The organism is Limnospira indica PCC 8005, from assembly GCF_000973065.1.
In the GTDB taxonomy this organism is placed as follows: Bacteria; Cyanobacteriota; Cyanobacteriia; order Cyanobacteriales; family Microcoleaceae; genus Limnospira; species Limnospira fusiformis.
The window spans coordinates 2781741-2805816 of sequence record NZ_FO818640.1 but is presented as its reverse complement, the minus strand read 5'-3'; the positions used below and the strand labels follow the sequence as shown (position 1 = coordinate 2805816).

Below are 24076 nucleotides of genomic sequence, written 5' to 3'. Positions count from 1 at the left end.
ATTCCCAAAAAGATATTTTGTTTTTTGCGGAAATAGTGTATGCTTTACATATAATTAACCAACTCCTTTAGCTGACAGATCATTGTGTTAGAGTCGTTAGTATTCGCCTCCGTGATGTTCGGATTTTTCGGCATCATTCTCAAAAAGAACCTGATGATGAAAATTATCTCCATGGATGTGATGAGTACAGGGGTAATCGCCTATTATGTACTTATCGCCTCCCGAGATGGCTTTTTTACGCCGATTATCGGTAATGCCAGAGATAATGGCAATTATGCCGACCCCGTGCCACAGGCGGTGATTTTGACAGCGATCGTAATTGGCTTTTCCGTCCAAGCATTAATGCTGGTTGGTGTCATGAAGTTAGCCCGCGATAACCCCACCCTAGAAACCGACGAGATCGAAAAGAACAATACCCCATGACCAATATTACGATCGCATTGATAGCATTACCAATGTTTATCGGGTTCAGTATCTATTTACTTCCCAAATTCGATCGCTATCTAGCTGTTTTGGCAGCCCTTTGTTCCCTAGCTTATGGGTTGCAGGTTCTGTTAAATGATACAGATTTGCCAATCAAACTACTAGATAACTTCGGTGTTCAACTATTAGTTGATCAACAAAGTGGCTACTTGATTGTGACCAACGCCCTAGTCACAACTGCAGTGATTTTTTACTGTTGGAACCGGGAGAAAGTCGCTTTTTTTTATGCCCAGACAATGATTTTACATGGCAGTGTTAATGCCACATTTGTTTGTCAGGATTTTCTTAGCCTGTATGTAGCCCTAGAGGTTTTAGGAATCGCAGTTTTCCTGTTAATTTCCTACCCTCGTAGCGATCGCTCAATTTGGATAGCCCTACGCTATCTATTTGTGAGCAACACCGCCATGCTATTCTACCTGATCGGGGTCGGTCTTGTCTACCAAGCCGATCATTCCTTTGCCTTTAGTGGCTTACGGACTTCACCTCCAGAAGCCATAGCCCTAATCTTAATGGCACTATTAGTCAAAGGTGGCGTGTTTGTCTCTGGGTTATGGCTACCGCTAACCCACTCCGAATCGGAAACCCCCGTTTCCGCCCTTCTCTCAGGAGTCGTAGTCAAAGCCGGAGTCTTTCCCCTAATTCGTTGCGCCCTAATTGTACCAGAGATTGACCCAGTGCTAAGAATCTTTGGTATCAGCACCGCCATTTTCGGTGTGGTTTATGCAGTTTTTCAAAAAGACACCAAGCTAACCCTAGCTTTTAGCACCATTTCCCAGTTAGGATTTGTTCTTGCCGCCCCAGTAGTTGGCGGTTTTTATGCCCTCACCCACGGCTTGGTTAAATCAGCTTTATTCTTAATAGCTGGAAGTTTACCTAGTCGCAGCTTTAAGCAACTACAGGCGCAGCCCATTAATACCTCAGTTTGGATACCATTATTGATAGCTAGTTTGTCTGTCTCTGGTTTCCCTTTACTGTCTGGCTTTGGTGCGAAGATTATCACCTTTAAAAATCTGTGGTCTTGGCAAGAAATCATCCTTAATATAGCCGCCATAGGAACAACCATATACTTTGCTAAATTCATCTTTATTCCCCATACTCAACTACCAGCAACCCCAGAAACTGAAGAAAAGCAACGGGGGTTATTACCAGCCATGGTAATTCTGCTGGGGGGGCTGATTTTGGCTAACTTTTTCTATTATCAATCAGTTTACACCATTGATAATATTGTCAAATCTCTGGTAACTATAAGTGTCGGATGGTTGGCTTATTTTGTGCTGTTTAAAGACTTAGTAGTGAACCTGTCCAGATCCTGGGAAAAGCTGGAACATATTATTGGTGGAATGACCATCATGTTAACAGTGCTCTTTTGGTTTATTTTCGCGGTGGGTATAGCATGATTAAATATCTGTCTCTCAACTTAATTCTGCGATTAGCTATTTGGTTTCTGATTACTGCTGACCTGAGTTTAGCTAATATCATTATCGGGGTGAGTGTGTGTTTATTATTACCCGGTCGTAGCCCCTCTAAGGCGGCTTTAAACGACTGGTTAAGGGCTTTTGGGGAAGTCATTAGGTCAGTGCCTCAAGCCTACCTAGAGGCTTTTGAGATTATCTTAAAACCCCATAATTATGAAGATATCACCATGGAAAGAGTGAAACCCCAAAGAACACCGGGTTTAATTTTTTTAGATATCTTTATCATTACCTTTACCCCGAAAACAATTGTTTTAAAATATCACCAAGAGGGCTGGTATGAAGTCCATTGGGTACGTCGCCGGAGGCCTGATTCATGAACACTATTTTAATGATAATGCTGGTAGCTTTAATGATTCCTATTTACGAAGCCTGCCAAGATGATAATATTTGGCAAAAGGTGTTAGCATTTTCTAGTATTGCTAGTAAAACATCGATCATGATTCTAGTTGTCTCGGTTTTAAGAGATGATTGGATGATTGGCGTAGTTGGGGTAATTATTCTCAGTGTTGGGAATGCGTCTTTAATGCTATTGGCTCAAATTCTTAGACGCATGAGTGATGTATTAACTAAGTGAATCATGATTAACTTATTCAGTGACCTTTTGATGTTAGTTGGGGTGGTCTTTTGGTTTTGGGGAACTTTTCCCCTAGTCGGCGATCGCTCAGTATTATTCAAACTACATGGTTTATCAGTCTCTGATACCTTGGGTTCCATGACCATAGTTTTCGGACTATTACTGAGAATTCCCAGCGAATGGCCCCTGCTGATTCTTGCCATTATTTCTTTGGCAATTTGGAATACTGTTTTAGGATATGTATTAGCTTACTGTTCCAGTAGTGAAGGTGACGATGAACGATAATACTATCTATCTAATCACGGCGTTAATGCCTCTAGCCACCGCCATGGTAGTTTTACAAGTTAACCCCTATCATGCCTTAGTAATTCGTGGTATATTGGGTGCTGTGGCTGCTTTGGTTTATGCGATCTTAGGGGCTGCAGATGTAGCCTTAACTGAAGCATTAGTGGGGACGATGCTGGCAATTACCCTGTATGGGGTGGCGGTGCGTTCTTCTTTGGTTATGCGTTTGGGTGTCCTGAAAGAGGAATTACAACAGCCGGAAAGCGATCGCCCTTTTGGTCAACTGGTCGATGAATTACGGGGAATTTTTCGCCAACATTATATGCGGGTTGAATTAGTACCTTATAAGGACTTAGAAGAGTTACATCATGCCTTAGTCACCAAGGAAATTCATGCCACTTGTATCCAGCCTTTACATTCAATATTTGCCAGTCCTTACCCGACCAAATCTCATCAACCAGAATCGCCAGAATCGCCAGAATCGGCAGAACCGGAACCTTTACCCTATTATACCACTACTAGGCTGAAACGGCTCTATGACATTATGCAAGCCGAACTGACATCATCCCGAACCATTTTAAACTATTTTAATTTAACAGAATCTGGGGAGAAACACTAATGAAATGGGTTTATGTCGCTGTGGGTGTGATACTTTATCTCAAGATGTTGCTGATTGCCAACCCGATCGATGAATGGTTGGGTCCTTCCATTGTGGAAGTAGTAGTGCAAGATAGTGGTGTACCTAATGCGGTTTCCGGCATCATTTTCAGAAATCGCCTCTATGATACCATCTTCGAGGTAGTGGTTTTTACCATCTCAATTATGGGCTGTAATTTTTTACTCGCCAATGAGAAACCCCTTAGTAAAGTGTATCGATTTACTGATCAGCCTTCCGTTGTTTTAGCGCGACTAGGCGCGACTATTGCGGCTTTGGTGAGTATTGAATTAGCCATTAGGGGTCATCTTAGCCCTGGGGGTGGTTTTGCTGCCGGAGTAGCAGGAGGGACGGCGATCGGTTTAATTGCGATCACTTCTCCACCGGAGTTAATGCAGGGAATTTATCAGCGTTGGCAGGCATCTATTTGGGAGAAAATTTCCGTCCTCATCTTTATTTTATTGGCGGTAATTACTCTGTTTGGTATAGAATTACCTCATGGTGAATTAGGGAGTTTAGTCAGTGGTGGGATTATGCCATTACTGAATATTTTAGTTGCCTTAAAGGTGGCTTTGGGGTCCTGGGCGGCGGTGTTAATTTTTATTCGCTATCGGGGCTTATTATAGGTTAATTTACCGTAAATTTCCCGATCGCAATACACTCACCAGCAGCCATAACCCCACCAGGGAAGCCGCCGCAAAGAGGATATTACTAATCAGAGACAACTGGGGAGTTTGCGCCCCAGTTGAAATCATCGCCGCCCCCATAATTAACGAACCGAGTACAATACTAAAAGACAGGCGGTTAGCCGCATCATTTAGGCTATTTTTCAGGCTAGTTAATTCTGGGATTCTAATATTCCATTTGAGAGTTTCGGAAGTAACCCGGTCTAAAAACAGTTCAATTTGACTAGGCGATCGCAATGATAAACTTTTGAGATCTAAAGCCGTCCTTAACAGAGTCTCTAGGGGGTTATCTCCTAACAATTGATTGCGGAATAACTCCGTCATCAATGGTTTAATCTCATTGAGTAAATTAACTTCCGGGTTAAAACTGCGGGTGACTCCCTCCAAATTCGCCAAAGTTTTAGCATATAATCCCATATTACTAGGGAGGCGAATTCTATTATTGCGAGAAATCTGCAAAATCTCATAGAATACCTGACTAAAATTAATTTCCGCCAGACTCAGATTATAATATCGTCTCAGCATACTATCATAATCATTAGTCAGGCGACCCAGTTGCACCGATTCCGATGATTCTGCTAATTCTAAGGTAAGTTGGGCGCAACGTCTAGCATCTATATCCACAACTGCTAGTAACATTTCGGTTAAAATTTGCTGAGTCCGAGGGTCTAGCCTTCCCACCATTCCACAATCTAAAATAGCTACCCGTCCATCATTAAGATAAAACAGATTTCCTGGGTGGGGGTCCGCATGAAAAAAGCCATCTAAATAGATTTGCTGAAAAAAGGCACGAAATAATAAACTGGTAATTTCTCCCCGGCGTGGATCATCCTCATTTGTCTGTTTCTTAGAAGGTTCTGACAGCAATAAAGGTACACCATCTAACCATTCTAATACCAGTAAATTAGGAGTTGTAAATTCCCAGTAAACTTTGGGAATAATTAACTTTTCGGGGTCAAACCACCGAGTTTTGGAGAGATTTTGCCGCAATTTGTCTGTATATTCAGCTTCTGAGGTAAAGTCTAATTCAGCTTTTAAAGCGCTAGTAAATTCCTCAGCGATCGCCACAATATCATAATCTTCTCCCCAGTCAGTAATCGCCACTAAATCCGCCAAGGATTTAATTAACTCAATATCCTGTTCAACAATAATAGAAATTCCTGGGCGCTGTACTTTCAAGGCAACTTCTTCGCCATTTTTCAATGTAGCGCGATGGATTTGTCCAATGGATGCCGCCGCCACCGCCTCAGTTTCAATACGACTAAAAATCTGGTCTAAAGGTTGAGAAAACTGTTGTCTAAGTTGAGTTTCAATATCCCCCCAAGCCACAGCGGGAACATTAGCTTGTAAATCGGTTAAAGCATCAACATATCTTCCCGGTAGCAAATCAGGACGAGTTGATAAAAGTTGTCCTAACTTGACATAAACCGGACCCAATTCAATTAAAATATTCCGTAAAACATCAGGAGATGGTAGCCGAGGTTCTTCTGGTTTATCCCCCACTAACAAACCCCGCATATAGTCCCAGCCGTTGCTGAAAACAATTTCCAAAATTTCGCGTTTTCGGGAGCTTTTTTTAGTAATGGAGAACATAAATTTATCGGGGATAAAACGGACTTAGTAATTCCTGAAAATATCAATAAACGCGCTGGGAACTACAAAAAGCGATCGCACTCTATTTAACGGCGTAATGATAGTATCTACTGTATCCGAAATACTCGCCAGGGTCGATCGCCCCACAATCACCACATCATTATTTTGGAGAGGAGGATTATTCGGGGAATTACCTCCCTGAGTAAAATCTATTGGTAGGCGGCGCTGTTCCACAGTACCATCAGGGCGAAAGCGAATCAACTCCACCGAAGACTGATGGGCGCGAGAGGTAAACCCCCCGGCCGTCAGTATAGCTTCATTTAAGGGAGTATTAGGGGGAATTTGAACAACTCCAGACCTTTGCACTTCCCCCACCACATTAACACGAATATTGTTTGGGGAGAAACTAGCGTTAGCAATTGCCCCCATTTCCACGGGGTTAATCTCCGTAGCTGTGGGTACAAAAACCGTGTCCCCTTCCTGTAATATTGTATCCTGGGTGGCATCACCATTTTGCAGTAATTCCCAAAGATTAATAGTAATCACTTGGCGACTCCCACGACTATCAGAGCGCCTAATTTCCACCTGTCGAATATCAGCCTCTGGTTTAACCCCTCCCGCCACCTGAATAGCGCGGGTAACAGTGGGGATGCTACCACCACCCGCCGCCCCAGGGACTCCAGCATCTCCGGTGCGAGCAGTGCCAGTAACAGTATAAGGCCCCGGTCGAAATACTTGCCCAATCACAGCAATATTTAAAGGTTCACTTTGGTCAGCCGCAAAACTCGCCGCGCGGCGGTTAGATAATTGTTCCAGATTGGCCGTTTCTAAGGCAGGGATGAAGATACTATCACCATTTTGTAGAACTATATCCTGTTGCAGATTATCCCCGTCTAGGATAGGTTCTAGGTTTACTTCTAGTATTTGTTCTTGTCCCTGGTTGGTGAGGCGACGAATTTGCACCCGACTGATATCCGCCATTAGCCGAATTCCTCCAGCTTGCTTAATGGCTTGGGTAATGGTAGCGACTCCCCCTGGTCCTCCTTGACTGGGGATGGTATAGGGACCGGGGCGGCGCACTTCTCCAGATACGGCAATATCAATTAGGGTGGCTTCGTTGTTAGCAAAACTAGCCCTAGCAATTTGTCGCCCCATTTCTGGGTCAATTTCGGTGGTGGTGGGAATATAGATAACATCTCCATCCCTAAGCCGGATATCGGTGCTGAGACTACCTGTTTGCAGAAGTTCCATCAGATTTAGATTGATGATTTGCTCTGATGTTCCCAACTGGGGTCGTCGTAGTTGCACCTGTCGCAGGTCTGCGGCTTGGGTGATACCTCCGGCTAATTGTAGGGCGCGGGTAATGGTGGGAAATTGGGAACCTTCCCTCGCCATGGTATAGGAACCGGGGCGGTTGATTTCGCCTGAAATGCCTATTCTGAGGGGACGGGGAGTAATGAGGCTGATGGTTACTCTGGGGTTTCGTAATACTCTGGCGCTTTCATAGCGATCGCCTATAGCCCTAGCCGCCTCTTCTAAGGTCATGCCACTTACGGAAATACTACCAGCTTGGGGAAGGTTAACTGTACCGTCAACTAATACTTCTTGTTGACTGCTATATTGTTCGACGGGAAAAATAAATACTTGGATTACATCACCGGCACCCAAGGTATATGGGGCTTCTTGGGTTGGTGGCGCTGAAAGCTGCGAAAGGTGAGGAGGGGGGTTATTGGTGGGGTTTTCAGCCCAACTGGGGGAAGGTAAAGCGATCGCACCATAGACGAGTAGACCCAGACTGGTTAGGGAAATATATTGTTTGGCGGCATAATGGCATTTAATCATAAATACATAAGTAAGTAGCAGAGGGAGAGGGGTTGCCTAGTTAGGTATAGATTATATCCCCTAGTTTCCACCTCTCCCCCTACCAAAGGGCGATCGCGGTTATCTGTGTGTAGGTCAATTGATGATGACCTACTACGTGAGTTGTTTATGGGTTTTTTTGAGTCTCTTCCACTGTTGTTTGATTTTTTTATAAGACTCTAATGTGGACATTTTCCCGTTGGTTTGCAAAGCGGCAATATAACTAACCTGTTGAGCAAATTCTTGCAGGTTGGCGTTAAATAGCATATTTTCGGGTTGGTCTGATCCTCGATAAGGATAACGGGGGGTCAAAAAGTCGTTTAGTTCCATGATAGCCACCAGTTCAATCAAAATGTGTGATCAAGTTGGGAAATTGTTAGGGACGGCAACAGATATGCAGCCTGAAAACAGAAGATACATTCTCAGGGATGAACTTGTCAAAATCAACCCTGTTGTTTACCGTCCCTACTCCAACCTAACATTAATTTCTGGGAATGCCTGTAGCATGGGTAGCAATTCAGCTATGATCTACAGGTTATTTCTGGGGCTGTTGGGGTACTAACAGGACACCTTGACTATCTTTGAGTTCAAATTTCTTCAAGGAAGCTAGGTTATCATCTAATTGGACTCCGGGAGAGGCGATCGCCACTTTCCACTCGGATAAGTCTAATTCTAGCCAATCTCCCACGGTTACCGTCATTGGTTCCCCTCCCATATTGGCCACCATCACCACTTGGTCTTCTTCCCGGTAAGGGTTTCCTCGGACTCCATAAAACACGGTCTGAGTCTGATCACCGATTTTGTGAAACTGATCTGTTCCCATCAAATTCTGACGCAACCAAATGCGATCGTGTCGGAAGCGACGCAACTGCAAATTAAAATTAGTTTGCACAGCATTTAGATCCTCACCATAGTGAGAGACATTACAGATTTCGTAGCAGTCCTCCATAAATTTGAGGGCAAATTCTTTGAGTTTCGGAATATCGAGATCCTTGAGAAACTCCACCATTTCCGGGTGATTAATCTTTTGCAAATATTCAAGTTTACACTCTTGTGCAGAATCGCCAAAACAAGCCTGACAAGCCTCTACCACAGCGGGTAGACTATAATCAGCATCAATCATCGCCTGTTGTAAAGCCTTCCCAAACTGCTTGAGTTCTTCTAAGTCCTCAAATCCCAAACTTTTTAAACGAGAAAACACAAAATCTTGCTGATACAATTCCGGGGTGATTTGCCAATCCAAAAAGCCCATTTCTTCGGCAACAACTTTCACGCCATAGCGTTCATCAGTATTGCGGAAAAACATCCAGGGGGCTCTGGTGGTAGCATTAATAAAATCCATGGGTAAACCCGGACTAAAGCCATATACCCACAATGTCACCGCCGGATTATCATAACCATTATGCAAAACCTCCGACCAAGTTTTACCCAAATTCCAATTAATTTCTTGGTCTAACTCAACCTGATTACCCCGTCGGACGGTATCATGATTAGCGCAACCCGTAATCCAATTTTCTCCCTGATAAATCACCTCACAAACTCGTTTCCATTTTCTATCCCAAAAACCCTTTAAGGTGGGGGTATTATGAGCAAAAATCAACGGCCCCCATTGGAAGGAGTCGGGGCGCAGTTCAATCAGATCTCGATAGGTAGAAATTTCCTCCCATCCTTCCTCTGGCCAGGGTCTGCCATCTTCAAAAATAGTAAACAGTAACCGTTGATAGCCGCCAATATCTTGGACGACATCACTCATGGCTAACAAATAAGCATCATCCTGTTCCACGAAGCCAGTTAAGGGATTAAAAAAGCGGAAATCTTGACCGCCATCAATGCGAATCCCATCAACTCCGGTATTCATTTTACGGCGCTGCATTTCTAGCAAAATTGCCCGCACCGTTGGCAGTTGGTGGTTTAAATCCTGACCATACATATTCTGCCCTTTTAGGAACTGACGATTCAGGAGTAATTCTGATTGGTTATCAGCATGACCATAAACAATGTCATAAATCACCTGAATGGGTCCGGTAGAGAAATTATGCAATGTGGCAATAAAATCCACTACCTCATCAGGGCGACGACTGCCTAGAATTGCGGGATTTGTGGTAGAAGAACCTAAAATTGGCACATCATAGCCCCAATCCTGGGTATCGGGTTTGCTAAGATTAATCTCGATAATGTCTTCATCTTCTGACATGAAGGCGAAAAACTCACTTTCGGGACTATATTCATCCCTAAACTCGATGGGGGGTTCTGTCGGTAGCAGTTGGACAGCACCATAGCCGATATAGTTTTCCTCGAGGGGGGTCAGGGGAATATTTTTGGCTAATTTATCGGAAATGCGACTATAAAGGCTGGTTAATCCCTCAAAGGTTCCAGCAGCGGTGGCGGTTCCTACATGGAGTTGCAGAATGTTTTTGGGAGCCCGAACCCTGGGAATTAATCTGGGGTTGGGTAGGGGGGAGAGATCATCATCATGTAGATCAATGGTGGGGTGGCGGGAGGTTCCCCGACGGCTCAAATATTCTAGGTCGGCGCGTTGGGCTTGTAGGGTTTCGATGTCGTAAAGTTCGGCGGGTCCGAATACTCCATAGGGAAGGGAGTAGGCTAGGGGGTCACGGATGGCTTGCAGTTTTTCGGCTTGGTCAATGTAGCGCAGCCAATAGAATGATCCGACTTGCTCTCGGCTTCCGGGTTCCATTCCGGCCACAACCCCCCAGTGATATTCTCCCTGTTGTTTGAGGTTGAGTCGGGTACGGTGGAAACGGACTACTTGCTGATCTGCCCGCAGGTCTATTTCATCTATGGGGGTGAGTACCTCTAGGAAAATCTCTAGCCTCCGCATGACTTGGGAGGTTAATTTGGGGGTCCAAAATCCGATTTGTGTGAGTCCGTCTCCTAGCCAGTGCGCTCCTAATTTTTGGGCGAGAATTTGCGCTTTTTCAAAATAGGAGGCTTTGGAATGCTCGACGGTCGCTGCCCAATTTAGCAGATTTTCGGTTTCTTCGTCTACCAGTTTGATGGTGGGTTCTGTTGTGGTTACCAAAACTAACTTTCTACTTGACTCGACAATTTAACTCTAGTCTAACCCAGGGGTTTCCGACTCTAGCGTTAGTTTTAAATTTGCGATCGCTTCCCCCATTTGTGAATCAACCCTAGGATAGATGTTAACTATGGTTAAGTTTTGTTAACCTGCGAAGGCTAGGCTCCAGTAATAGAGTTAAAGTGTAATAGGTCAATGGCTCAATTGACCATTAGGTGCGGTATCGCTCAAATGTGGTTGATGTTTGATGGCGATCGCATAATTATAGCCTACCTACTGTATGGCGTTGATGGGAAGTTAACACTAACATACTTAACCATCAATTTGTTGTTGTCAATATAGTTTTCATGAATAAATCTATATATCCCTGTTCATCAAGCAAGTCAACTCGTAAATTGACCCACAGACGCGCTGTATTTTAGCGTGGGAGTTGACCGCAAATGAACATGGCGCGAGACTCCTGAAAATTCAGGCGATCGCATAACTGTAAACCTCAAAATTGTTTCACGGAAAACACAAAAATTATGAAATCTTCACTGGTAATTCTGTACCATCGCGAACCCTACGATGAGGTAATCGAAAATGGAAAAATTCACTACCGAGCCAAAAAAAGCCCTAATGGTATCGTACCGACCCTAAAAAGTTTCTTTGCTAACGTTAATAAAGGCACTTGGGTAGCTTGGAAACAAGTAACGGCGAAGCAAAAAGCGGACTTTCAAGAAAGAGTAGAAGTAGAAGATGAAGGCAACTATACTGTGCGCCGCATAGCCTTAAACGCGGACCAGGTTAAACATTTTTACCACATCACCTCTAAAGAGGCATTCTGGCCAGTTCTACACTCGTTCCCCTACCATTTCACCTCGGAAACAGCAGACTGGGAAAACTTTACCACGATTAATCGTTTATTTGCAGAAGCAGCCTGCGAAGAGGCGGCAGATGATGCCTTAATTTGGATTCATGACTATAACCTATGGTTGGCGGCGCGCTACATTCGGGAAATGAAACCGGATGCACGGATTGCGTTCTTTCATCATACGCCATTTCCGTCGGTGGATGTGTTTAATATCCTACCTTGGCGACAGGAAATTGTGGAGAGTCTTTTATGCTGCGATTTAGTCGGTTTCCATATTCCTCGCTACTCGGAGAATTTTGTAAATGTCGCCCGCAGTTTGTGCGAGATAAAAGTGGTTAAACGGGAACCTGTAGCCCCTCATCTTACCAAAGTAGGAACGGCTTTAGCAGAACCAGAAATGGTCAGCCAACTTGAGTATAAGGGTCAAATAGTGAATATTGACGCTTTCCCGGTGGGTACAAATCCGGGTTTCATAGAATCGGTTTTAGAGAAGCCAGAGGGTCAGTCACGATTGACGGCAATTAGTGAAGAATTAGGCGATCGCAAATTGATTTTGGCTGCGGGTCGGGTGGATTATGTGAAGGGAAATCGGCAGATGTTAGAAGCCTATGAGCGACTGTTAGAACGTCGCCGAGATTTACATGGAAAAGTTCAGTTTCTGATGACTTGTGTATCGGCGGCTGATGGGATGCGGGTTTATAAAACTGCTCAACATCAAATCGAGCAATTAGTAGGGAAAATTAACGGCAGATTTGCGCGCCTAGATTGGATGCCGACTTTGTTATTTACCCAGCCTATACCGCTGTCGGATTTGTTTTCCTATTACCGATTAGCTGATGTCTGCTGGACTACTCCCTTGCGGGATGGTTTGAACCTGGTAGCTAAAGAATATGTGGTGGCCAGAGAAGAGCGCGGCGGTGTCTTGGTGCTGTCGGAATTTGTGGGGGCGGCGGTGGAACTTCCCCAGGCGGTTTTGACTAATCCCTATTCGACTCAGCGCATGGATGAGGCGATCGAATATGCTTTAGCAATGGACCCCCAAGAACAAAAACAGCGGATGGCTGAAATGCATAAAACTGTAGTTAAATATGATGTCAAGTATTGGGCGGATCATGTGTTTGAACGTTTCGAGTCTATGACACATCAAAAAGCTGGTGTTAAACAGGCTGTTTCTGTTTAAACAACTAACTAAAAATTCGGTTAATTGGTGAGACCATGCGTAAATGACATCAATTAGCCGAATTTCTGATATTAAAGTAGCCAAGAAAACTCAACTATAATCATCATGGGAGACTATCAAAAAATTCAGGCGGAAACCTACGATTTAATTGTGATTGGCGGTGGTATAAATGGAGCCGGAGTAGCTCGTGATGCGGCGCTGAGGGGCTTAAAAACTATTTTAATTGAAAAAGGGGATTTTGCGGGGGCGACCTCAAGCTGGTCTACTAGGCTGGTTCATGGAGGATTACGTTATCTGGAATATTTCGAGTTTCCCCTAGTGCGTGAGTCCCTGCGAGAGCGAGAAATTTTACTGCGGACAGCCCCCCATTTAGTTAAACCACTGTTATTAACTGTACCAGTTTATGGGGGGCGATCGCGTCCTTATTGGAAAATTTGGGCGGGAATGCTGCTTTATGATGTGTTCAGCTATGACAAGAGTTTACCGACTCATAGAATGCTACCTAACACCCAATTTCAGCAATTATTCCGGTCTTTAGATAAGGAAAATCTGAAAGGCGGCGCTCAGTATTATGATGCTCAAGTAGAATATGCTGAGAGGTTGTGTCTGGAAAATATTATCGCGGCTAAACAAGCGGGCGCAACCATTCTTAATTATGTGGAAGTGACCGGACTTGACCGGGAAGGAAAACGCATTAATCAACTGAATTGTCGGGATGTTTTCAGTGGGGAAACTTTTACGGTTAAGGGTAGTCCGAAGGCGGTAGTTATCAATACTTCTGGCCCTTGGGTCGATCGCGTTTGTAAATTGGGGCGACAGAAAGACGAAGCCGCGCCCATTGGCACAACTCGCAAAATCGGCGGCACTAAAGGCAGCCATATTATTGTAGATCCCTTCCCTGGTGCGCCGGAAACTTCCCTATATGTAGAGGCAAAATCCGACGGGCGACCGTTTTTTATTGTGCCTTGGTTGGGAATGTATCTCATTGGCACTACGGATATTTATTTTAATGAGAATCTGGAAGCCATTAAGGCAGATAATGATGAAATTGATTATCTGTTGCGGGAAACTAATGGCATTCTTCCTACCGCTGAACTTTCGCGTCAAGACGTGAAGTTTACCTATTCTGGGGTCCGCCCCCTTCCCTATGTGGAACCTAGCCAAAAAACGGCTGCTATCACCCGGAAACACATTGTTTATGACCATGATAAAGATGGGGTGGAAAATCTGCTATCTTTGATTGGTGGAAAACTAACGACCTATCGCCAGGTGGCGGAAGAGTTGGTTGAGGCGAGTTATCAGAAAATGGGGCGACCTGCGCCACGGTGTGAGACGGACACGCCACTACCTGGGGCAATTTTCCCTAATGATACTCGCATCGGACAAGCCCTTTATGATTATCGCCCCCAACTACCTCTGAAAACTATTCATCATCTGTTTTCGATTTATGGGGCGCGGGCGCTGGAGGTGTTGCAGCTAACTGATGAACATGAAGAGTTGAGGGAAAAAATTACCCCGGCTTTACCTGATATTAAAGCCCAACTGGTCTACGGAGTGCGATCGGAAATGGCACAAACTTTGGTGGATATTACCCGGCGACGAACTACTCTAGCGATGCACGCGCGCTATGGGTTAGATTTATTACCGACTATCACTGAGACTCTGCAAAAATATGCGGGCTGGACTCAAGAAAAATGCGATCGCGAAGTGGTAGCCTACCATGACTATATGCGGTTAAACTGCATTCCCGATTATGAATTGGAGGCTTGGGAAAAGGCTTTATCACCTCAAATGGTTTAACCATTGGTGATGCTGAGGGCGAGTCCCTGTGAAAATGTACCCTTGTTTAGATAGAATAACGAAGATTTTATGGAATTTCCAGATAAGGAACAGGCAACCCTGACAGTTTTGGGGGCGGGGGCTTGGGGTAGTGCGCTGGCTGAGTTGGCGGGTCATAATGGCCATAAAATTAATCTCTGGTCTCGCCGTTTAGGTAATACTTTGGAGGAAGCGGTAGAAGGCGCTGATTTAATCGTTTCTGCTATTTCTATGAAAGGGGTGGCGGCGACGGCGGGAAAACTCCAGGAAATTGGTATCCCCGATCATGTTCCTATTGTCACTGCGACTAAAGGCTTGGACGCGGAAAGTACCCGGACTCCTTCTCAAATTTGGCACGAGGATTTCCCAGATCATCCCATTGTGGTACTATCTGGACCTAATCTGTCGGCGGAAATTGAACGACATCTTCCGGCTGCGACGGTGGTAGCAAGTGCTGATATGGCGGCGGCGGAGTTCGCCCAAAAGCTATTTGCTTCCAGTTTGCTGCGGGTTTATACCAGTAATGACCCCATGGGGACGGAGTTGGGGGGGACTTTGAAAAATGTAATTGCGATCGCCTCTGGGGTTTGTGATGGTTTAGAATTGGGCATTAATGCCAAATCTGCCCTCCTGACCCGGGCGCTAACGGAAATGATCCGCATTGGGACCCATTTGGGGGGACAGACAGAGACGTTTTTTGGTCTGTCCGGTTTGGGGGATATGTTAGCCACCTGTAATAGTGCTTTAAGTCGTAATTATCGGGTGGGTTATGGTTTGGCTAAGGGTAAAACCTTGGAGGTGATTTTACAGGAGTTGGGTAGTACCGCCGAAGGGGTAAATACCACTAATGTACTGATTGCTATTGCTAACCGCGAAAAAATTCCGGTTCCCATTTCTGAAGAGGTCTATCGCTTATTGAACAATGAAATCAACCCCCAAGAAGCGGTTGAAGCCTTGATGGAAAGGGATTTAAAACCGGAGTTTCACGAACAAGAGTTTTAATTGTGTTTAATCACTGGTTGGGGTTTGCTGTTGGGGAATTTTGATGATGAATTCGGTTCCGGTTTCGGGGTCGGATTTAACTTCGATGGTTCCCCTATGGCTTTCGGTGATAATTTTATGGCTGAGACTTAATCCCATACCTGTACCTATTTGGGGGGGTTTGGTGGTGAATAGGGGTTCAAAAATGCGATCGCATACTGATTCGGGAATGCCGTCACCATTATCATAAATCCTGATTGTTACCCAACCCTCCCCTGATTTATCCGAAGTTTCCGCCTCCGTCGTAATCTGAATTTGGGGCTGAAACTCATTATCTTCTTCTCGGTTAGTATCCAAACTGTCGATCGCATTATTTAACAAGTTCATAAACACCTGATTAAGTTGCCCTGGGTAGCATTGCACCTGGGGCAATTTCCCGTAGTTTTGAACCATCTGAATCCCGCGACCTTTTTTACCTTTAATACGTCCTTGTAAAATCAGGAGAATATCTGCCAGACCTTGATGAATGTCAACGGTTTTTAATTCCCCATCATCCTGCTTATAAAAATTACGCAGAGACTCCACCAAATGGCGGATTCTGTCGGTTCCCAGTTTGATTGATTCTAGCAGTTTCGGAAAATCTTCTAGCAGAAATTCTAAATCAATATCCTCGATTCTTTCCTCAATGTCTGCCGCAGGTTCGGGATAAGTTTCACCATACAACTCTACCAATTCCATTAAATCTTGAGCGTAACCAGTCGCATGGTTAATATTACCAGTCACAAAGGAAACCGGGTTATTAATTTCGTGGGCAATACCGGACACCATTTGCCCCAAATTCAGCATCTTTTCGCTGTATAAGAGTTGTTGATAAGCCTGTTTTAAATGTTTATTTTGGGCAGAAATTTTTAAACCACATCGCACCCGCGCTAAAAGTCCATCAATTTCAATGGGTTTGCTCATCCATTCATCCACTCGGTATTGAGCAGTTAAGTCCGCCATTGAACTAGAATCCTCTAGTTGTTCCTGGGCGGTCAAGATGATGAAAAAGGTAGGGGCTAATGTGGGATGGGAACGCAGTTTCTGACATACTTCTAAGCCATTTAACTCCGGTAACATCCAATCACAAATAATTAACTCTGGGGACAGACTTTCGGCTAACTCTAGGGCGGTTTTACCATCTTCTGCGATCGCCACTTGATACCCTTGTTCTTCTAGGGTATTCTGTAGAATCATTTGGGTGGCGATGTCATCATCAACAATTAGAATAGTTGCCATGGGTTTATATTGATTAATTGAGTAGTTACTGTGATGTTAGTTAGTCTATTTTGCCATGTTTTGTGATCAGCTATAAAATTTTTGTTCAATAAAACTATCCACCCGGCTAAGATTTTCCGCGAGGGAGTCAATTAGACTCATACATCCCTCGATAGTTTGGTGGCGGGCTTTTTGTTCGATATCGGCGGCGATCGCTTTTAAAACAGGCACTCCCACATTACCACTAGAACCTTTGATGCGGTGAGCTACCATAGCGATCGCTTCAAAGTCTGATGCGGTGATAGCTTGGCGCAGTTTAATTAGGTCCTGGTGAGCATTTTCCATAAATACAGCCAATAGCTTTTTCTGAAATTCAACCTTACCCCTAGAAATTGTCTGGAGGCGGTCTAAATCGAGCAGGGGGCTGGGTTTATCCTGGTTTTGGTTATTTTGTATGGTTTTGCGGGTCTGGCTGGGTGTAGGGGCATTTGTGCCGGGCATTTGTTGCCGACGGGCGGCCCAAGTTTGCAGTTTAAATGCTAACTCCTCCTGGGTGATGGGTTTGCTGATATAATCATCCATACCCGCTGATAGGCATTTTTGGCGATCGCTAGGCATAGCGTGGGCGGTGAGGGCGATGACAGTAGTATGGCGATCGTTTCCTTCCCGTTTCCGTAGTTCCTCAGTTGTGGCATAACCATCTAATTTAGGCATCTGACAATCCATAAACACTAGGTCATAATGGCGATCGTTTAATAATTCCAGCACCTGTTCTCCATTTTCCGCCAAATCAGCTTCAATACCTAATAAACTCAACTGATTTAACAATACCTGTTGATTAATAGGATGATCCTCAGCCAGTAAAACTTTTAAATCCAAACCCGCAGGGGAGAGGGTGCTAGAATTATCCCCCAAGCTATCACGACCCGAACGAAACTCGGCTAAATTCACCGTAATTTCATTAGCCATAGCTGTGAGTAAAGCATCAAATAATCGAGAAGCGCGCACAGGTTTAATTAAATAACTTTTAGCCAAGCCATCATCTAATAAATCTTCCACGGAACTGAGTAGGCGCATAGAAGTCATTAGCACCAACTTCGTGGCACTCATGAGGGGTTCATTTTGGATAACTGCCGCTAAATTTTGCTTTCCATAAATTAACAGATTTTGGTCAAAAATTGCCAAATTAAAGGGTTGGTTATTATGGGCGGCATCACGCAACTTTGACAAAGCCATTTCTGGGTCGGAGGCTTCCTGAAGTTCCATCCCCCAAGATTGAATCAGATAGCGGACAGACTGGCGCACACTCGCATTAGCATCGACCACCAAAATTTTTAACTTAGTTAAGGTATCTGGTAAATTGGGAAATGATGCAGTTTTGGATATAGAAAAAGGCAGAGTAAACCAAAAAGTGCTACCTTGATCAACCACACTTTCCAAGCCAATTTCTCCCCCCATAACCTCTAAAAGTTGCTTACAAATTACTAAGCCTAACCCGGTTCCTCCAAATTTACGGGTGGTGGAAGCATCTACCTGAGAAAAAGCCTCAAATACCCGTTCTTGAGCCTCAGCCGGAATACCAATGCCAGTATCTTGCACTTCATAACGTAATGTCAAAGGAGCATTAATATCATAGTTAGGAGGGCGGCTAACTCGCAGGGTTACTTCTCCAGCGGGGGTAAATTTAATGCCATTACTCATCAAATTTAAAAGTACCTGTCGCAGTCTACCGGGGTCGCCGCGCAGATAACGGGGAACATTGCGATCGACAATAGCGGCTAATTCAATGCCCTTATTTTCAGCTTGGGCTGCCAATAAATCAATGATATTTTCTAGGCATTCTTCCAGGTCAAAATCTAGTTCTTCTAGTTCAATCTCTTGGGCTTCTAATTTGGAGAAATCGAGAATATCATTAATGATAGACAAGAGATGATCGGCACTGGTGCGAATCGCCTGGACAAAATCTTTTTGTTTAGTATCTAGTTCAGTTTTCAGCAATAATCCAGTCATCCCCAAAACCCCATTCATAGGGGTTCTAATTTCATGGCTCATATTAGCGAGAAATTGGGATTTTAGCCGGGAGTTTTCCAAGGCTGCTTCTCGTGCTTTCACCAATTCATCAATGGGATAAGTGGCAATAACCACCCCGCCTATTTCCTGATTTAAGGTATACCAAGGATGAATCGCCCAGCGAAAATATCCCTGGGAACCATCAGGATAAGTCATGGTATCTTCCGAGCAGGAAATAACCTCGCCAGCAATAGCTCTACGGTACAGTTCTCGACAGGTTTCTGAGATATGGGGGAAAATTTCATAGTGGCTACGACCAACTAAGGATTCTTGGGGAAGATGATACTCTTGTAGCCAGCGATCGCTATAAGCTATATAGCGCATAGAACAATCTAAAATGGCTACAGCCACGGGAGCATTAGTAATAATTTGCTGGAGTTGTTCTCGCTCTTTTTGGAGGGTGCTAGTTTTCAGTTTTCGGGATGTTATATCACGTTGTACAAAGACAAAATGGCTAACTTTTCCCGTGTCATCAGTAACGGGAGAAACACTAAGATCCGCCCAATATTTAGAGCCATTCTGACGGTAGTTAATCAATTCCACTTGTAGAGACTGACCCTGACTTAGGGCGACTTCAACTCGCTTTAATTGTTGCTCGTCTGTGTCGATTCCTTGCAGAATATTGGGATTTTTACCAATGATATCTTCTGGCTGATATCCGGTCAGATTAGTAAAGGCTTTATTAATATAAACTATCTGGGAATCCGTGGTGTTTTCGGGGTTAGATTGAGCGATGGCGATCGCATCAGTGGTGTGGCTGACGGCTGATTCTAGTAACCTAAGCCTCTGTTCTTGGTGTTTGCCTTCCGTGATATCACTACCAATATTACACACGGCTAAAATATGTCTATTTTGATTAAAAATCGGAAAATTTACGGATATAAATTGGCGAATTTTACCATGATAATTGACTATATTTTGGTGAGTTTGCTGCACTCTACCACTGTCGAAAACTTTTTGATCCGATTCTTGTAGTTTTTGGGCGATAGTTGTTGGAAATAAATCATAGTTGGTTTTACCAAGAATCTCCTGGGCTGGTCGATTTAAGAAAATTTCGCACTGACGATTAACCATAATATAACGGTTTTGACTATCTTTGGCACAGATCAGCGCCGGACAGTTATCAAGAATAGCTTGCAGCAAATGTTTCTCTTGTGTAGCATTCGTGGCTATCACTTGCTGCTGTTGAATTTGTAGTTTTAATTGTTTAATGGTTTCCTGAAGTTCAGCGGTCTGATCTTGAATGGTCAACAGAAGATCTGATTGGCTATTTTTGACAGGTGCTTGTGTGTGTTGCCGTGGGTAGCGGGTGGTTTCTGGCCAAGAATTAGGGTTGAGGAGTAGACCATTTGAGTTTTGGAGTTGGGGGGTTGACTCACCCAGCCCCAGACCGGGGATTAATTTAAGTAGTCCCTGGATAATTGATAGGGAAATAATGAAAGCGATCGCCCCTACTGTTAAAATCAGGTTAGGTGTAGGATTTAACCAAGTCTCTCCCTGTAACAGAATAAAGCTACCAGTACAGAGGACAAACAACGCACATAGAAAGATTAATCGGCGCAGGGGAAGATCCCGCCAGCTCCAGATGATGTAGAATAACAGCAGGGCGAGGATGTAGTCAGCGATCGCCAATAGAAAAGATACCCTCTGTGGTAACACCATTTGCTCTATAAATCCTAGGTGGGCGATTAAAGCTAGATCTGGGGCTGATAGTTGACTGACCATTGCCATTACTGTTAAAACCATTAATACTGAAATTTGTATAAGACTAAGCTGACAGAAAAATTGCCTCTATCTCAAGGATGAATTATTGTTACTATTGACACATCTACCTGTAGGGATACCTTAATAATCCCTAAAATCGTCAGTCGATTTCAGGAATTATATAGCTATTGCTTGTAGATGCACAGGAGCTATCCTATAGAAAATATAAACTTTAATCATTGGGGTAGGAAGGTGTACTTATGGCACGACTTTCGCCAAAATCCTTTGATATTCTGCTGACCGAGATCAATCGGCGGGTTAAAGAAAATCCCATTGACAGAATTGGGGCTGATCTTGTAGTATCTCGGTTGAACAAAAGGCGATCGCCATCGGGAGATTTCCTAACGCGATCGGAAATTGAGGAATTACTTACAGATCAGTTTCCTGATTTTAACCCCAAAGTAATTGATCAAGCCGCCCGGGCTAACCGTCCGCCTGGTGCGCTGAAAAAGATATTTTGGGGAGGAGCAGTCCTAGGGGGACTAGGCGGGGTCGTTTGGTTAGTTAATTTACCACTACCAATGATCCGCCAACCAGTGGCTAGAACTGCGCCCTTGCTGTTGCTTCCCAGTTATATTAGCATGGATTATAATTACCGACAGGCGATCGCTTTAGTAGAACAGGCTGATCAATTGGTGAATCGAGCCACAGCTATGACAGACTTTGAACTAGGAAGCGAGAAAGCAAAGCAAGCTCAAAAACACTTGGATAAGTTACCTGTATGGTTTTTAGGATATTACCCAAAGGCTTATTGTAATTTGTTTGGTTGCACGTGGCGCTTTACTTTTGATGAGTATCAAAATACCCGGAAACTGGTGGGTCGCATGGAAGCGCAGATTTTCCAGGAACAGAATGCTTATCAAGCCTTACAGGAAGCTCAACAGGCTTTACAGGTGGCTACAGCACAGTATAATCAAGCACAGTCGGCCGCGGATAAAGAGACAGCCATTAGAGTTTGGCAACAGGCTATTGATCAACTCCGACCAATCCCCGAAGCCACCTTGTCTGGAAAGAATGCACGACAGCAGTTAACCACTGCGGAACGGGATTTTCAGCAGCAGGTGGGGTTTGTCGCTGGTCGTTTACAGGGTAATACTTTAATTGAGGCGGCGCAAATTTTTGCTAGTAAGGCTGCTAATGAAGCTCAAAATCCACCCCATAGTCAATTACATTGGCAGCAGGTAATCGAGCATTGGGATGAGGCGATTAAACGCTTACAACAGATTAATCAAGACAATCCTAGTTATTTAGAAGCTCAAACAAAACTAGCTCAATATCGGTCAAATCGTCGGCAAATTGAACAAAGATTACAGGATGAAAGAGATTCTGTAGCCGCCATGGATAGAGCCAGACAATTAATTGTTGAATGGCGACAGTTGACTGCTTCTTCTAATCCCAGTTTTGCATCTTTAAACAATAAGATATCCGAGGTTATTTATACATTAGAGTTAGTGCGACCTGGAACTACTGTTAATGCTGAGGCTCAAGAACTGTTACAAAAAGCACGACATACCCGCAGTCAATTGTAAATTAAGTTATGAATGATGGTCATTTTTGAGACTTTGGCATAAATTTGAAGAGGCCATGGTGACGCGATCGCGTCCGTTGGTTTTAGAATAGTATAATGCCATATCTGCCGCTGTAATTAAACTAGACTGACAATCAGCGTGTATGGGACAACCTGCTATCCCCATAGACATAGTGAGTCCCCACATAAAAATATAGGAATATTGATGGTATAGATTTTTGATACCTTTCCTAAGAAATTCAGCAATTTTATGAGCCTCCTCAATAGTGGTGGAGGGTAAAATAATGAGAAACTCCTCTCCCCCATATCTACAAGTAGTATCCGATAGGCGAGTATGATTTTGTTAAAAATCGGCTGACGGCTTTCAGGACGACATCTCCAGCTTGATGTCCCCAGCGATCGTTAAATCCTTTAAAATAATCAATATCGCCTATAATAAGACTTAGGGGTTCTTGCTGTTCTTTAGGGCGTTCTAAATGTCGGACTAGGGACTGTTCCATATAGCGACGATTAAATAATCCGGTCAAAGAGTCACGAATACTCAAGTCATGGGAAAATTTTTAAATCAAATCACCATGAGCCGTGGTTGTCTATAACATAATTTCTAGGTCAGTATTAGTTTGAGATAACCTTTCTAATAAAGATTGTAGCTTTTTTTCAGAAGTTCTCAATTGCTGCTCAGTCACTTGATGCTGGTTGATTTCCTCCTGAAGTTGATGATGAGAATGATACAATTCCTGTTCCACCAAATCAGCATGAAGCATCGTGGTTTCTAGTAAAATTTCCAGGTCTATTTTTTCTGGTTTCAGTCTCTCAATTTCCTCCGGCAATTTATGATTTTGTAAAACCAAATCACTCTCACTATTAGATTCTGATGGCATCCCCATACGGACCCCCTAAATTAATTCTAATTAGGCACAAATACTAGGGTTTCAATTAACTAAATGCAGTCGGATAGCTGTCGTCAATTTTCAATAAATTTTGATGATCTATATTGCTGGCTGGGGACTACCTAGCAGTTCATCAATCATTGAATACCTAGATAATAATACCTAGATAAAGCTCTGGAGTAACTGGGATAATTTAACTGAGTATAGGTCTGGGAGATGAACAAGTTTTTCAGTGATATTTAACCCAGTTTTAGGCGGTGAGGGATATATGATTGTTGAGTTAAATCATAGCATTTAGTTAAATTTAGGCATCAATTTCCCATTCTAGGCTAGGCATTAATCGCTGCAAATTTTTGAGGGATGTTCCTAGCCAAGGTATTTTACTAGAAGCTAACAACACCAAGTTCATATTTTTTTTCTGCCTCACTTTAATCACAAATTTAGACAGCATATTAATTCCCGAACTGTTGAGAAATTGCAACTCTCTAAGGTTGAGGGTAATTGGGGAAGGTTCGATATCTAATACATCATTAAGTAATTTAACCACTGCATTCGACTCTTTTATGCCATTGAGTCTGAGAGACCCTTTCCGGGCAATAGTAGAGATTTGGCTATCGTAACCAATGCTATATATAATCTTGAGTTTGATATGATTGAATTACCATGTTTAATTCCTGTATTCAAGTTTTTAAAAAATGATATTTAACAACTTGAGATGGTGATTATATGGTGAGTTGAACCATTGTAGTAACAATAGTCTGGGAGGGATCTGGTTCTAGGGTTTCAAACTTCCAGCCTAGTTTAGCCATATAGTCATTAACCATTGTTAAATATCCTCAGCCGGATTCGGTATCATTTTCTACATTTTTTTCTACCTGATGAATATACATCTCTTGAGGTTCAGAAATCAGCAACTCTTCAATGTAGTCTTGAAAAGAACTAACCGCGTCTTTCTGGATACTATTAGCCACCAAAAATGAGAGATGATCGTGCTGCCAAAATAGCTGTATTTTATTTAATCTGATATTTTGATGATTTATCGCTAAATTTAATAGCATTTTTCCATAAATCATGAGCCACGAAA

The 24076-nt window shown here is 43.5% G+C and carries 22 protein-coding genes and 1 pseudogene; 12 read left to right on the top strand and 11 right to left on the bottom strand.

Going from position 1 to position 24076, the window contains the following annotated elements:
• Nucleotides 1-84: 84 nt before the first annotated feature.
• From XZ46_RS12180 to XZ46_RS12150, 7 genes are read left to right on the top strand one after another with little or no spacing between them, the layout of a single operon-like run.
• Entirely contained in the window at nucleotides 85-423 is a 339-nt protein-coding gene (locus tag XZ46_RS12180) for an NADH-quinone oxidoreductase subunit K (protein ID WP_006625691.1), read from the top strand.
• A complete protein-coding gene (locus XZ46_RS12175) occupies nucleotides 420-1880 on the top strand; it encodes a cation:proton antiporter (protein ID WP_006625692.1) in 1461 nt (486 codons plus the stop codon). The genes XZ46_RS12180 and XZ46_RS12175 overlap by 4 nt, the downstream gene beginning before the upstream one ends.
• The gene (locus XZ46_RS12170; protein ID WP_006625693.1) at nucleotides 1877-2275 is read left to right on the top strand and encodes a Na+/H+ antiporter subunit E; all 399 of its coding nucleotides are present in this window, start codon (nucleotides 1877-1879) and stop codon (nucleotides 2273-2275) included. The genes XZ46_RS12175 and XZ46_RS12170 overlap by 4 nt, the downstream gene beginning before the upstream one ends.
• Nucleotides 2272-2532, top strand: coding sequence for a hypothetical protein (locus XZ46_RS12165; RefSeq protein ID WP_008050762.1), 261 nt, complete (start codon nucleotides 2272-2274; stop codon nucleotides 2530-2532). The genes XZ46_RS12170 and XZ46_RS12165 overlap by 4 nt, the downstream gene beginning before the upstream one ends.
• Before the next feature lie 3 nt (nucleotides 2533-2535).
• Nucleotides 2536-2817, top strand: coding sequence for a monovalent cation/H(+) antiporter subunit G (locus XZ46_RS12160; RefSeq protein ID WP_006669178.1), 282 nt, complete (start codon nucleotides 2536-2538; stop codon nucleotides 2815-2817).
• Nucleotides 2807-3436 (top strand): DUF4040 domain-containing protein, encoded by a 630-nt coding sequence (locus tag XZ46_RS12155; RefSeq protein WP_006625696.1) that lies wholly within the window; start codon nucleotides 2807-2809, stop codon nucleotides 3434-3436. Before XZ46_RS12160 ends, XZ46_RS12155 begins: the two co-directional genes overlap by 11 nt.
• On the top strand, nucleotides 3436-4098 hold the full coding sequence (locus tag XZ46_RS12150; RefSeq protein ID WP_006625697.1) for a Na(+)/H(+) antiporter subunit B: 663 nt from the start codon (nucleotides 3436-3438) through the stop codon (nucleotides 4096-4098). Before XZ46_RS12155 ends, XZ46_RS12150 begins: the two co-directional genes overlap by 1 nt.
• Before the next feature lie 6 nt (nucleotides 4099-4104).
• Here the strand turns inward: XZ46_RS12150 and XZ46_RS12145 are convergent, their stop codons facing one another.
• The 4 genes from XZ46_RS12145 to gghA all read right to left on the bottom strand — a co-directional run bounded on the left by XZ46_RS12145 (nucleotide 4105) and on the right by gghA (nucleotide 10654).
• Complete coding sequence (locus XZ46_RS12145) at nucleotides 4105-5751, bottom strand: ABC1 kinase family protein (RefSeq protein ID WP_008050759.1); 1647 nt, start codon at nucleotides 5749-5751, stop codon at nucleotides 4105-4107.
• A gap of 24 nt (nucleotides 5752-5775) precedes the next feature.
• Nucleotides 5776-7593: a polysaccharide biosynthesis/export family protein gene (locus tag XZ46_RS12140; RefSeq protein WP_008050758.1), complete on the bottom strand. Its 1818-nt coding sequence runs from the start codon at nucleotides 7591-7593 to the stop codon at nucleotides 5776-5778.
• A gap of 132 nt (nucleotides 7594-7725) precedes the next feature.
• Nucleotides 7726-7941, bottom strand: coding sequence for a DUF7219 family protein (locus tag XZ46_RS12135; RefSeq protein WP_006669175.1), 216 nt, complete (start codon nucleotides 7939-7941; stop codon nucleotides 7726-7728).
• A 205-nt stretch (nucleotides 7942-8146) separates the two neighbouring features.
• Complete coding sequence (gene gghA, locus XZ46_RS12130; RefSeq protein WP_006619699.1) at nucleotides 8147-10654, bottom strand: glucosylglycerol hydrolase; 2508 nt, start codon at nucleotides 10652-10654, stop codon at nucleotides 8147-8149.
• A 192-nt stretch (nucleotides 10655-10846) separates the two neighbouring features.
• Between gghA and XZ46_RS34250 the strand changes: the two genes are divergently transcribed.
• The 4 genes from XZ46_RS34250 to XZ46_RS12115 all read left to right on the top strand — a co-directional run bounded on the left by XZ46_RS34250 (nucleotide 10847) and on the right by XZ46_RS12115 (nucleotide 15504).
• A complete protein-coding gene (locus XZ46_RS34250; RefSeq protein WP_008050757.1) occupies nucleotides 10847-10993 on the top strand; it encodes a hypothetical protein in 147 nt (48 codons plus the stop codon).
• A gap of 182 nt (nucleotides 10994-11175) precedes the next feature.
• Nucleotides 11176-12684 (top strand): glucosylglycerol-phosphate synthase, encoded by a 1509-nt coding sequence (gene ggpS / locus XZ46_RS12125; RefSeq protein ID WP_008050756.1) that lies wholly within the window; start codon nucleotides 11176-11178, stop codon nucleotides 12682-12684.
• Nucleotides 12685-12789: 105 nt separating this feature from the next.
• Nucleotides 12790-14484 (top strand): glycerol-3-phosphate dehydrogenase, encoded by a 1695-nt coding sequence (glpD, locus tag XZ46_RS12120; protein WP_008050755.1) that lies wholly within the window; start codon nucleotides 12790-12792, stop codon nucleotides 14482-14484.
• Between the two features lie 69 nt (nucleotides 14485-14553).
• Nucleotides 14554-15504 (top strand): NAD(P)H-dependent glycerol-3-phosphate dehydrogenase, encoded by a 951-nt coding sequence (locus tag XZ46_RS12115; protein ID WP_006625705.1) that lies wholly within the window; start codon nucleotides 14554-14556, stop codon nucleotides 15502-15504.
• 6 nt (nucleotides 15505-15510) lie between these two features.
• Here XZ46_RS12115 and XZ46_RS12110 read toward each other — a convergent pair whose 3' ends face one another.
• Complete coding sequence (locus XZ46_RS12110; protein ID WP_008050754.1) at nucleotides 15511-16761, bottom strand: sensor histidine kinase; 1251 nt, start codon at nucleotides 16759-16761, stop codon at nucleotides 15511-15513.
• A 66-nt stretch (nucleotides 16762-16827) separates the two neighbouring features.
• Complete coding sequence (locus tag XZ46_RS12105; RefSeq protein ID WP_008050752.1) at nucleotides 16828-20556, bottom strand: PAS domain-containing protein; 3729 nt, start codon at nucleotides 20554-20556, stop codon at nucleotides 16828-16830.
• 218 nt (nucleotides 20557-20774) lie between these two features.
• Here XZ46_RS12105 and XZ46_RS12100 point away from each other — a divergent pair, with 218 nt between their 5' ends.
• On the top strand, nucleotides 20775-22103 hold the full coding sequence (locus XZ46_RS12100; RefSeq protein WP_008050750.1) for a tetratricopeptide repeat protein: 1329 nt from the start codon (nucleotides 20775-20777) through the stop codon (nucleotides 22101-22103).
• Between the two features lie 6 nt (nucleotides 22104-22109).
• On the opposite strand, the gene XZ46_RS37340 is transcribed toward XZ46_RS12100, so the two are convergent.
• The 5 genes and pseudogenes from XZ46_RS37340 to XZ46_RS12080 form a co-directional block, all read right to left on the bottom strand.
• Entirely contained in the window at nucleotides 22110-22385 is a 276-nt protein-coding gene (locus XZ46_RS37340) for a diguanylate cyclase domain-containing protein (RefSeq protein WP_251077543.1), read from the bottom strand.
• 25 nt (nucleotides 22386-22410) lie between these two features.
• On the bottom strand, nucleotides 22411-22647 hold the full coding sequence (locus XZ46_RS37335; RefSeq protein ID WP_008050743.1) for a diguanylate cyclase: 237 nt from the start codon (nucleotides 22645-22647) through the stop codon (nucleotides 22411-22413).
• Between the two features lie 45 nt (nucleotides 22648-22692).
• Nucleotides 22693-22983, bottom strand: a complete 291-nt coding sequence (locus XZ46_RS36630) for a hypothetical protein (protein WP_006669170.1) — start codon at nucleotides 22981-22983, stop codon at nucleotides 22693-22695.
• A gap of 313 nt (nucleotides 22984-23296) precedes the next feature.
• Nucleotides 23297-23657, bottom strand: a pseudogene (locus tag XZ46_RS12085) (slr1659 superfamily regulator).
• A 171-nt stretch (nucleotides 23658-23828) separates the two neighbouring features.
• On the bottom strand, nucleotides 23829-24050 hold the full coding sequence (locus XZ46_RS12080; protein ID WP_228116543.1) for a hypothetical protein: 222 nt from the start codon (nucleotides 24048-24050) through the stop codon (nucleotides 23829-23831).
• Nucleotides 24051-24076 lie beyond the last annotated feature (26 nt).

Bases quoted from the DNA above. Each gene is read 5' to 3' on its own strand.
- XZ46_RS12140 (WP_008050758.1), bottom strand. From the start codon at position 7,593: ATGATTAAATGCCATTATGCCGCCAAACAATATATTTCCCTAACCAGT.
- XZ46_RS12105 (WP_008050752.1), bottom strand. From the start codon at position 20,556: ATGGTTTTAACAGTAATGGCAATGGTCAGTCAACTATCAGCCCCAGAT.
- XZ46_RS12080 (WP_228116543.1), bottom strand. From the start codon at position 24,050: ATGCTATTAAATTTAGCGATAAATCATCAAAATATCAGATTAAATAAA.
- ggpS (WP_008050756.1), top strand. From the start codon at position 11,176: ATGAAATCTTCACTGGTAATTCTGTACCATCGCGAACCCTACGATGAG.
- XZ46_RS12165 (WP_008050762.1), top strand. From the start codon at position 2,272: ATGAACACTATTTTAATGATAATGCTGGTAGCTTTAATGATTCCTATT.
- XZ46_RS12135 (WP_006669175.1), bottom strand. From the start codon at position 7,941: ATGGAACTAAACGACTTTTTGACCCCCCGTTATCCTTATCGAGGATCA.
- XZ46_RS12155 (WP_006625696.1), top strand. From the start codon at position 2,807: ATGAACGATAATACTATCTATCTAATCACGGCGTTAATGCCTCTAGCC.
- XZ46_RS12110 (WP_008050754.1), bottom strand. From the start codon at position 16,761: ATGGCAACTATTCTAATTGTTGATGATGACATCGCCACCCAAATGATT.
- XZ46_RS34250 (WP_008050757.1), top strand. From the start codon at position 10,847: ATGGCTCAATTGACCATTAGGTGCGGTATCGCTCAAATGTGGTTGATG.
- XZ46_RS36630 (WP_006669170.1), bottom strand. From the start codon at position 22,983: ATGCCATCAGAATCTAATAGTGAGAGTGATTTGGTTTTACAAAATCAT.
- XZ46_RS12170 (WP_006625693.1), top strand. From the start codon at position 1,877: ATGATTAAATATCTGTCTCTCAACTTAATTCTGCGATTAGCTATTTGG.
- XZ46_RS12115 (WP_006625705.1), top strand. From the start codon at position 14,554: ATGGAATTTCCAGATAAGGAACAGGCAACCCTGACAGTTTTGGGGGCG.
- XZ46_RS12160 (WP_006669178.1), top strand. From the start codon at position 2,536: ATGATTAACTTATTCAGTGACCTTTTGATGTTAGTTGGGGTGGTCTTT.
- XZ46_RS12150 (WP_006625697.1), top strand. From the start codon at position 3,436: ATGAAATGGGTTTATGTCGCTGTGGGTGTGATACTTTATCTCAAGATG.
- glpD (WP_008050755.1), top strand. From the start codon at position 12,790: ATGGGAGACTATCAAAAAATTCAGGCGGAAACCTACGATTTAATTGTG.
- XZ46_RS12145 (WP_008050759.1), bottom strand. From the start codon at position 5,751: ATGTTCTCCATTACTAAAAAAAGCTCCCGAAAACGCGAAATTTTGGAA.
- XZ46_RS12175 (WP_006625692.1), top strand. From the start codon at position 420: ATGACCAATATTACGATCGCATTGATAGCATTACCAATGTTTATCGGG.
- XZ46_RS12100 (WP_008050750.1), top strand. From the start codon at position 20,775: ATGGCACGACTTTCGCCAAAATCCTTTGATATTCTGCTGACCGAGATC.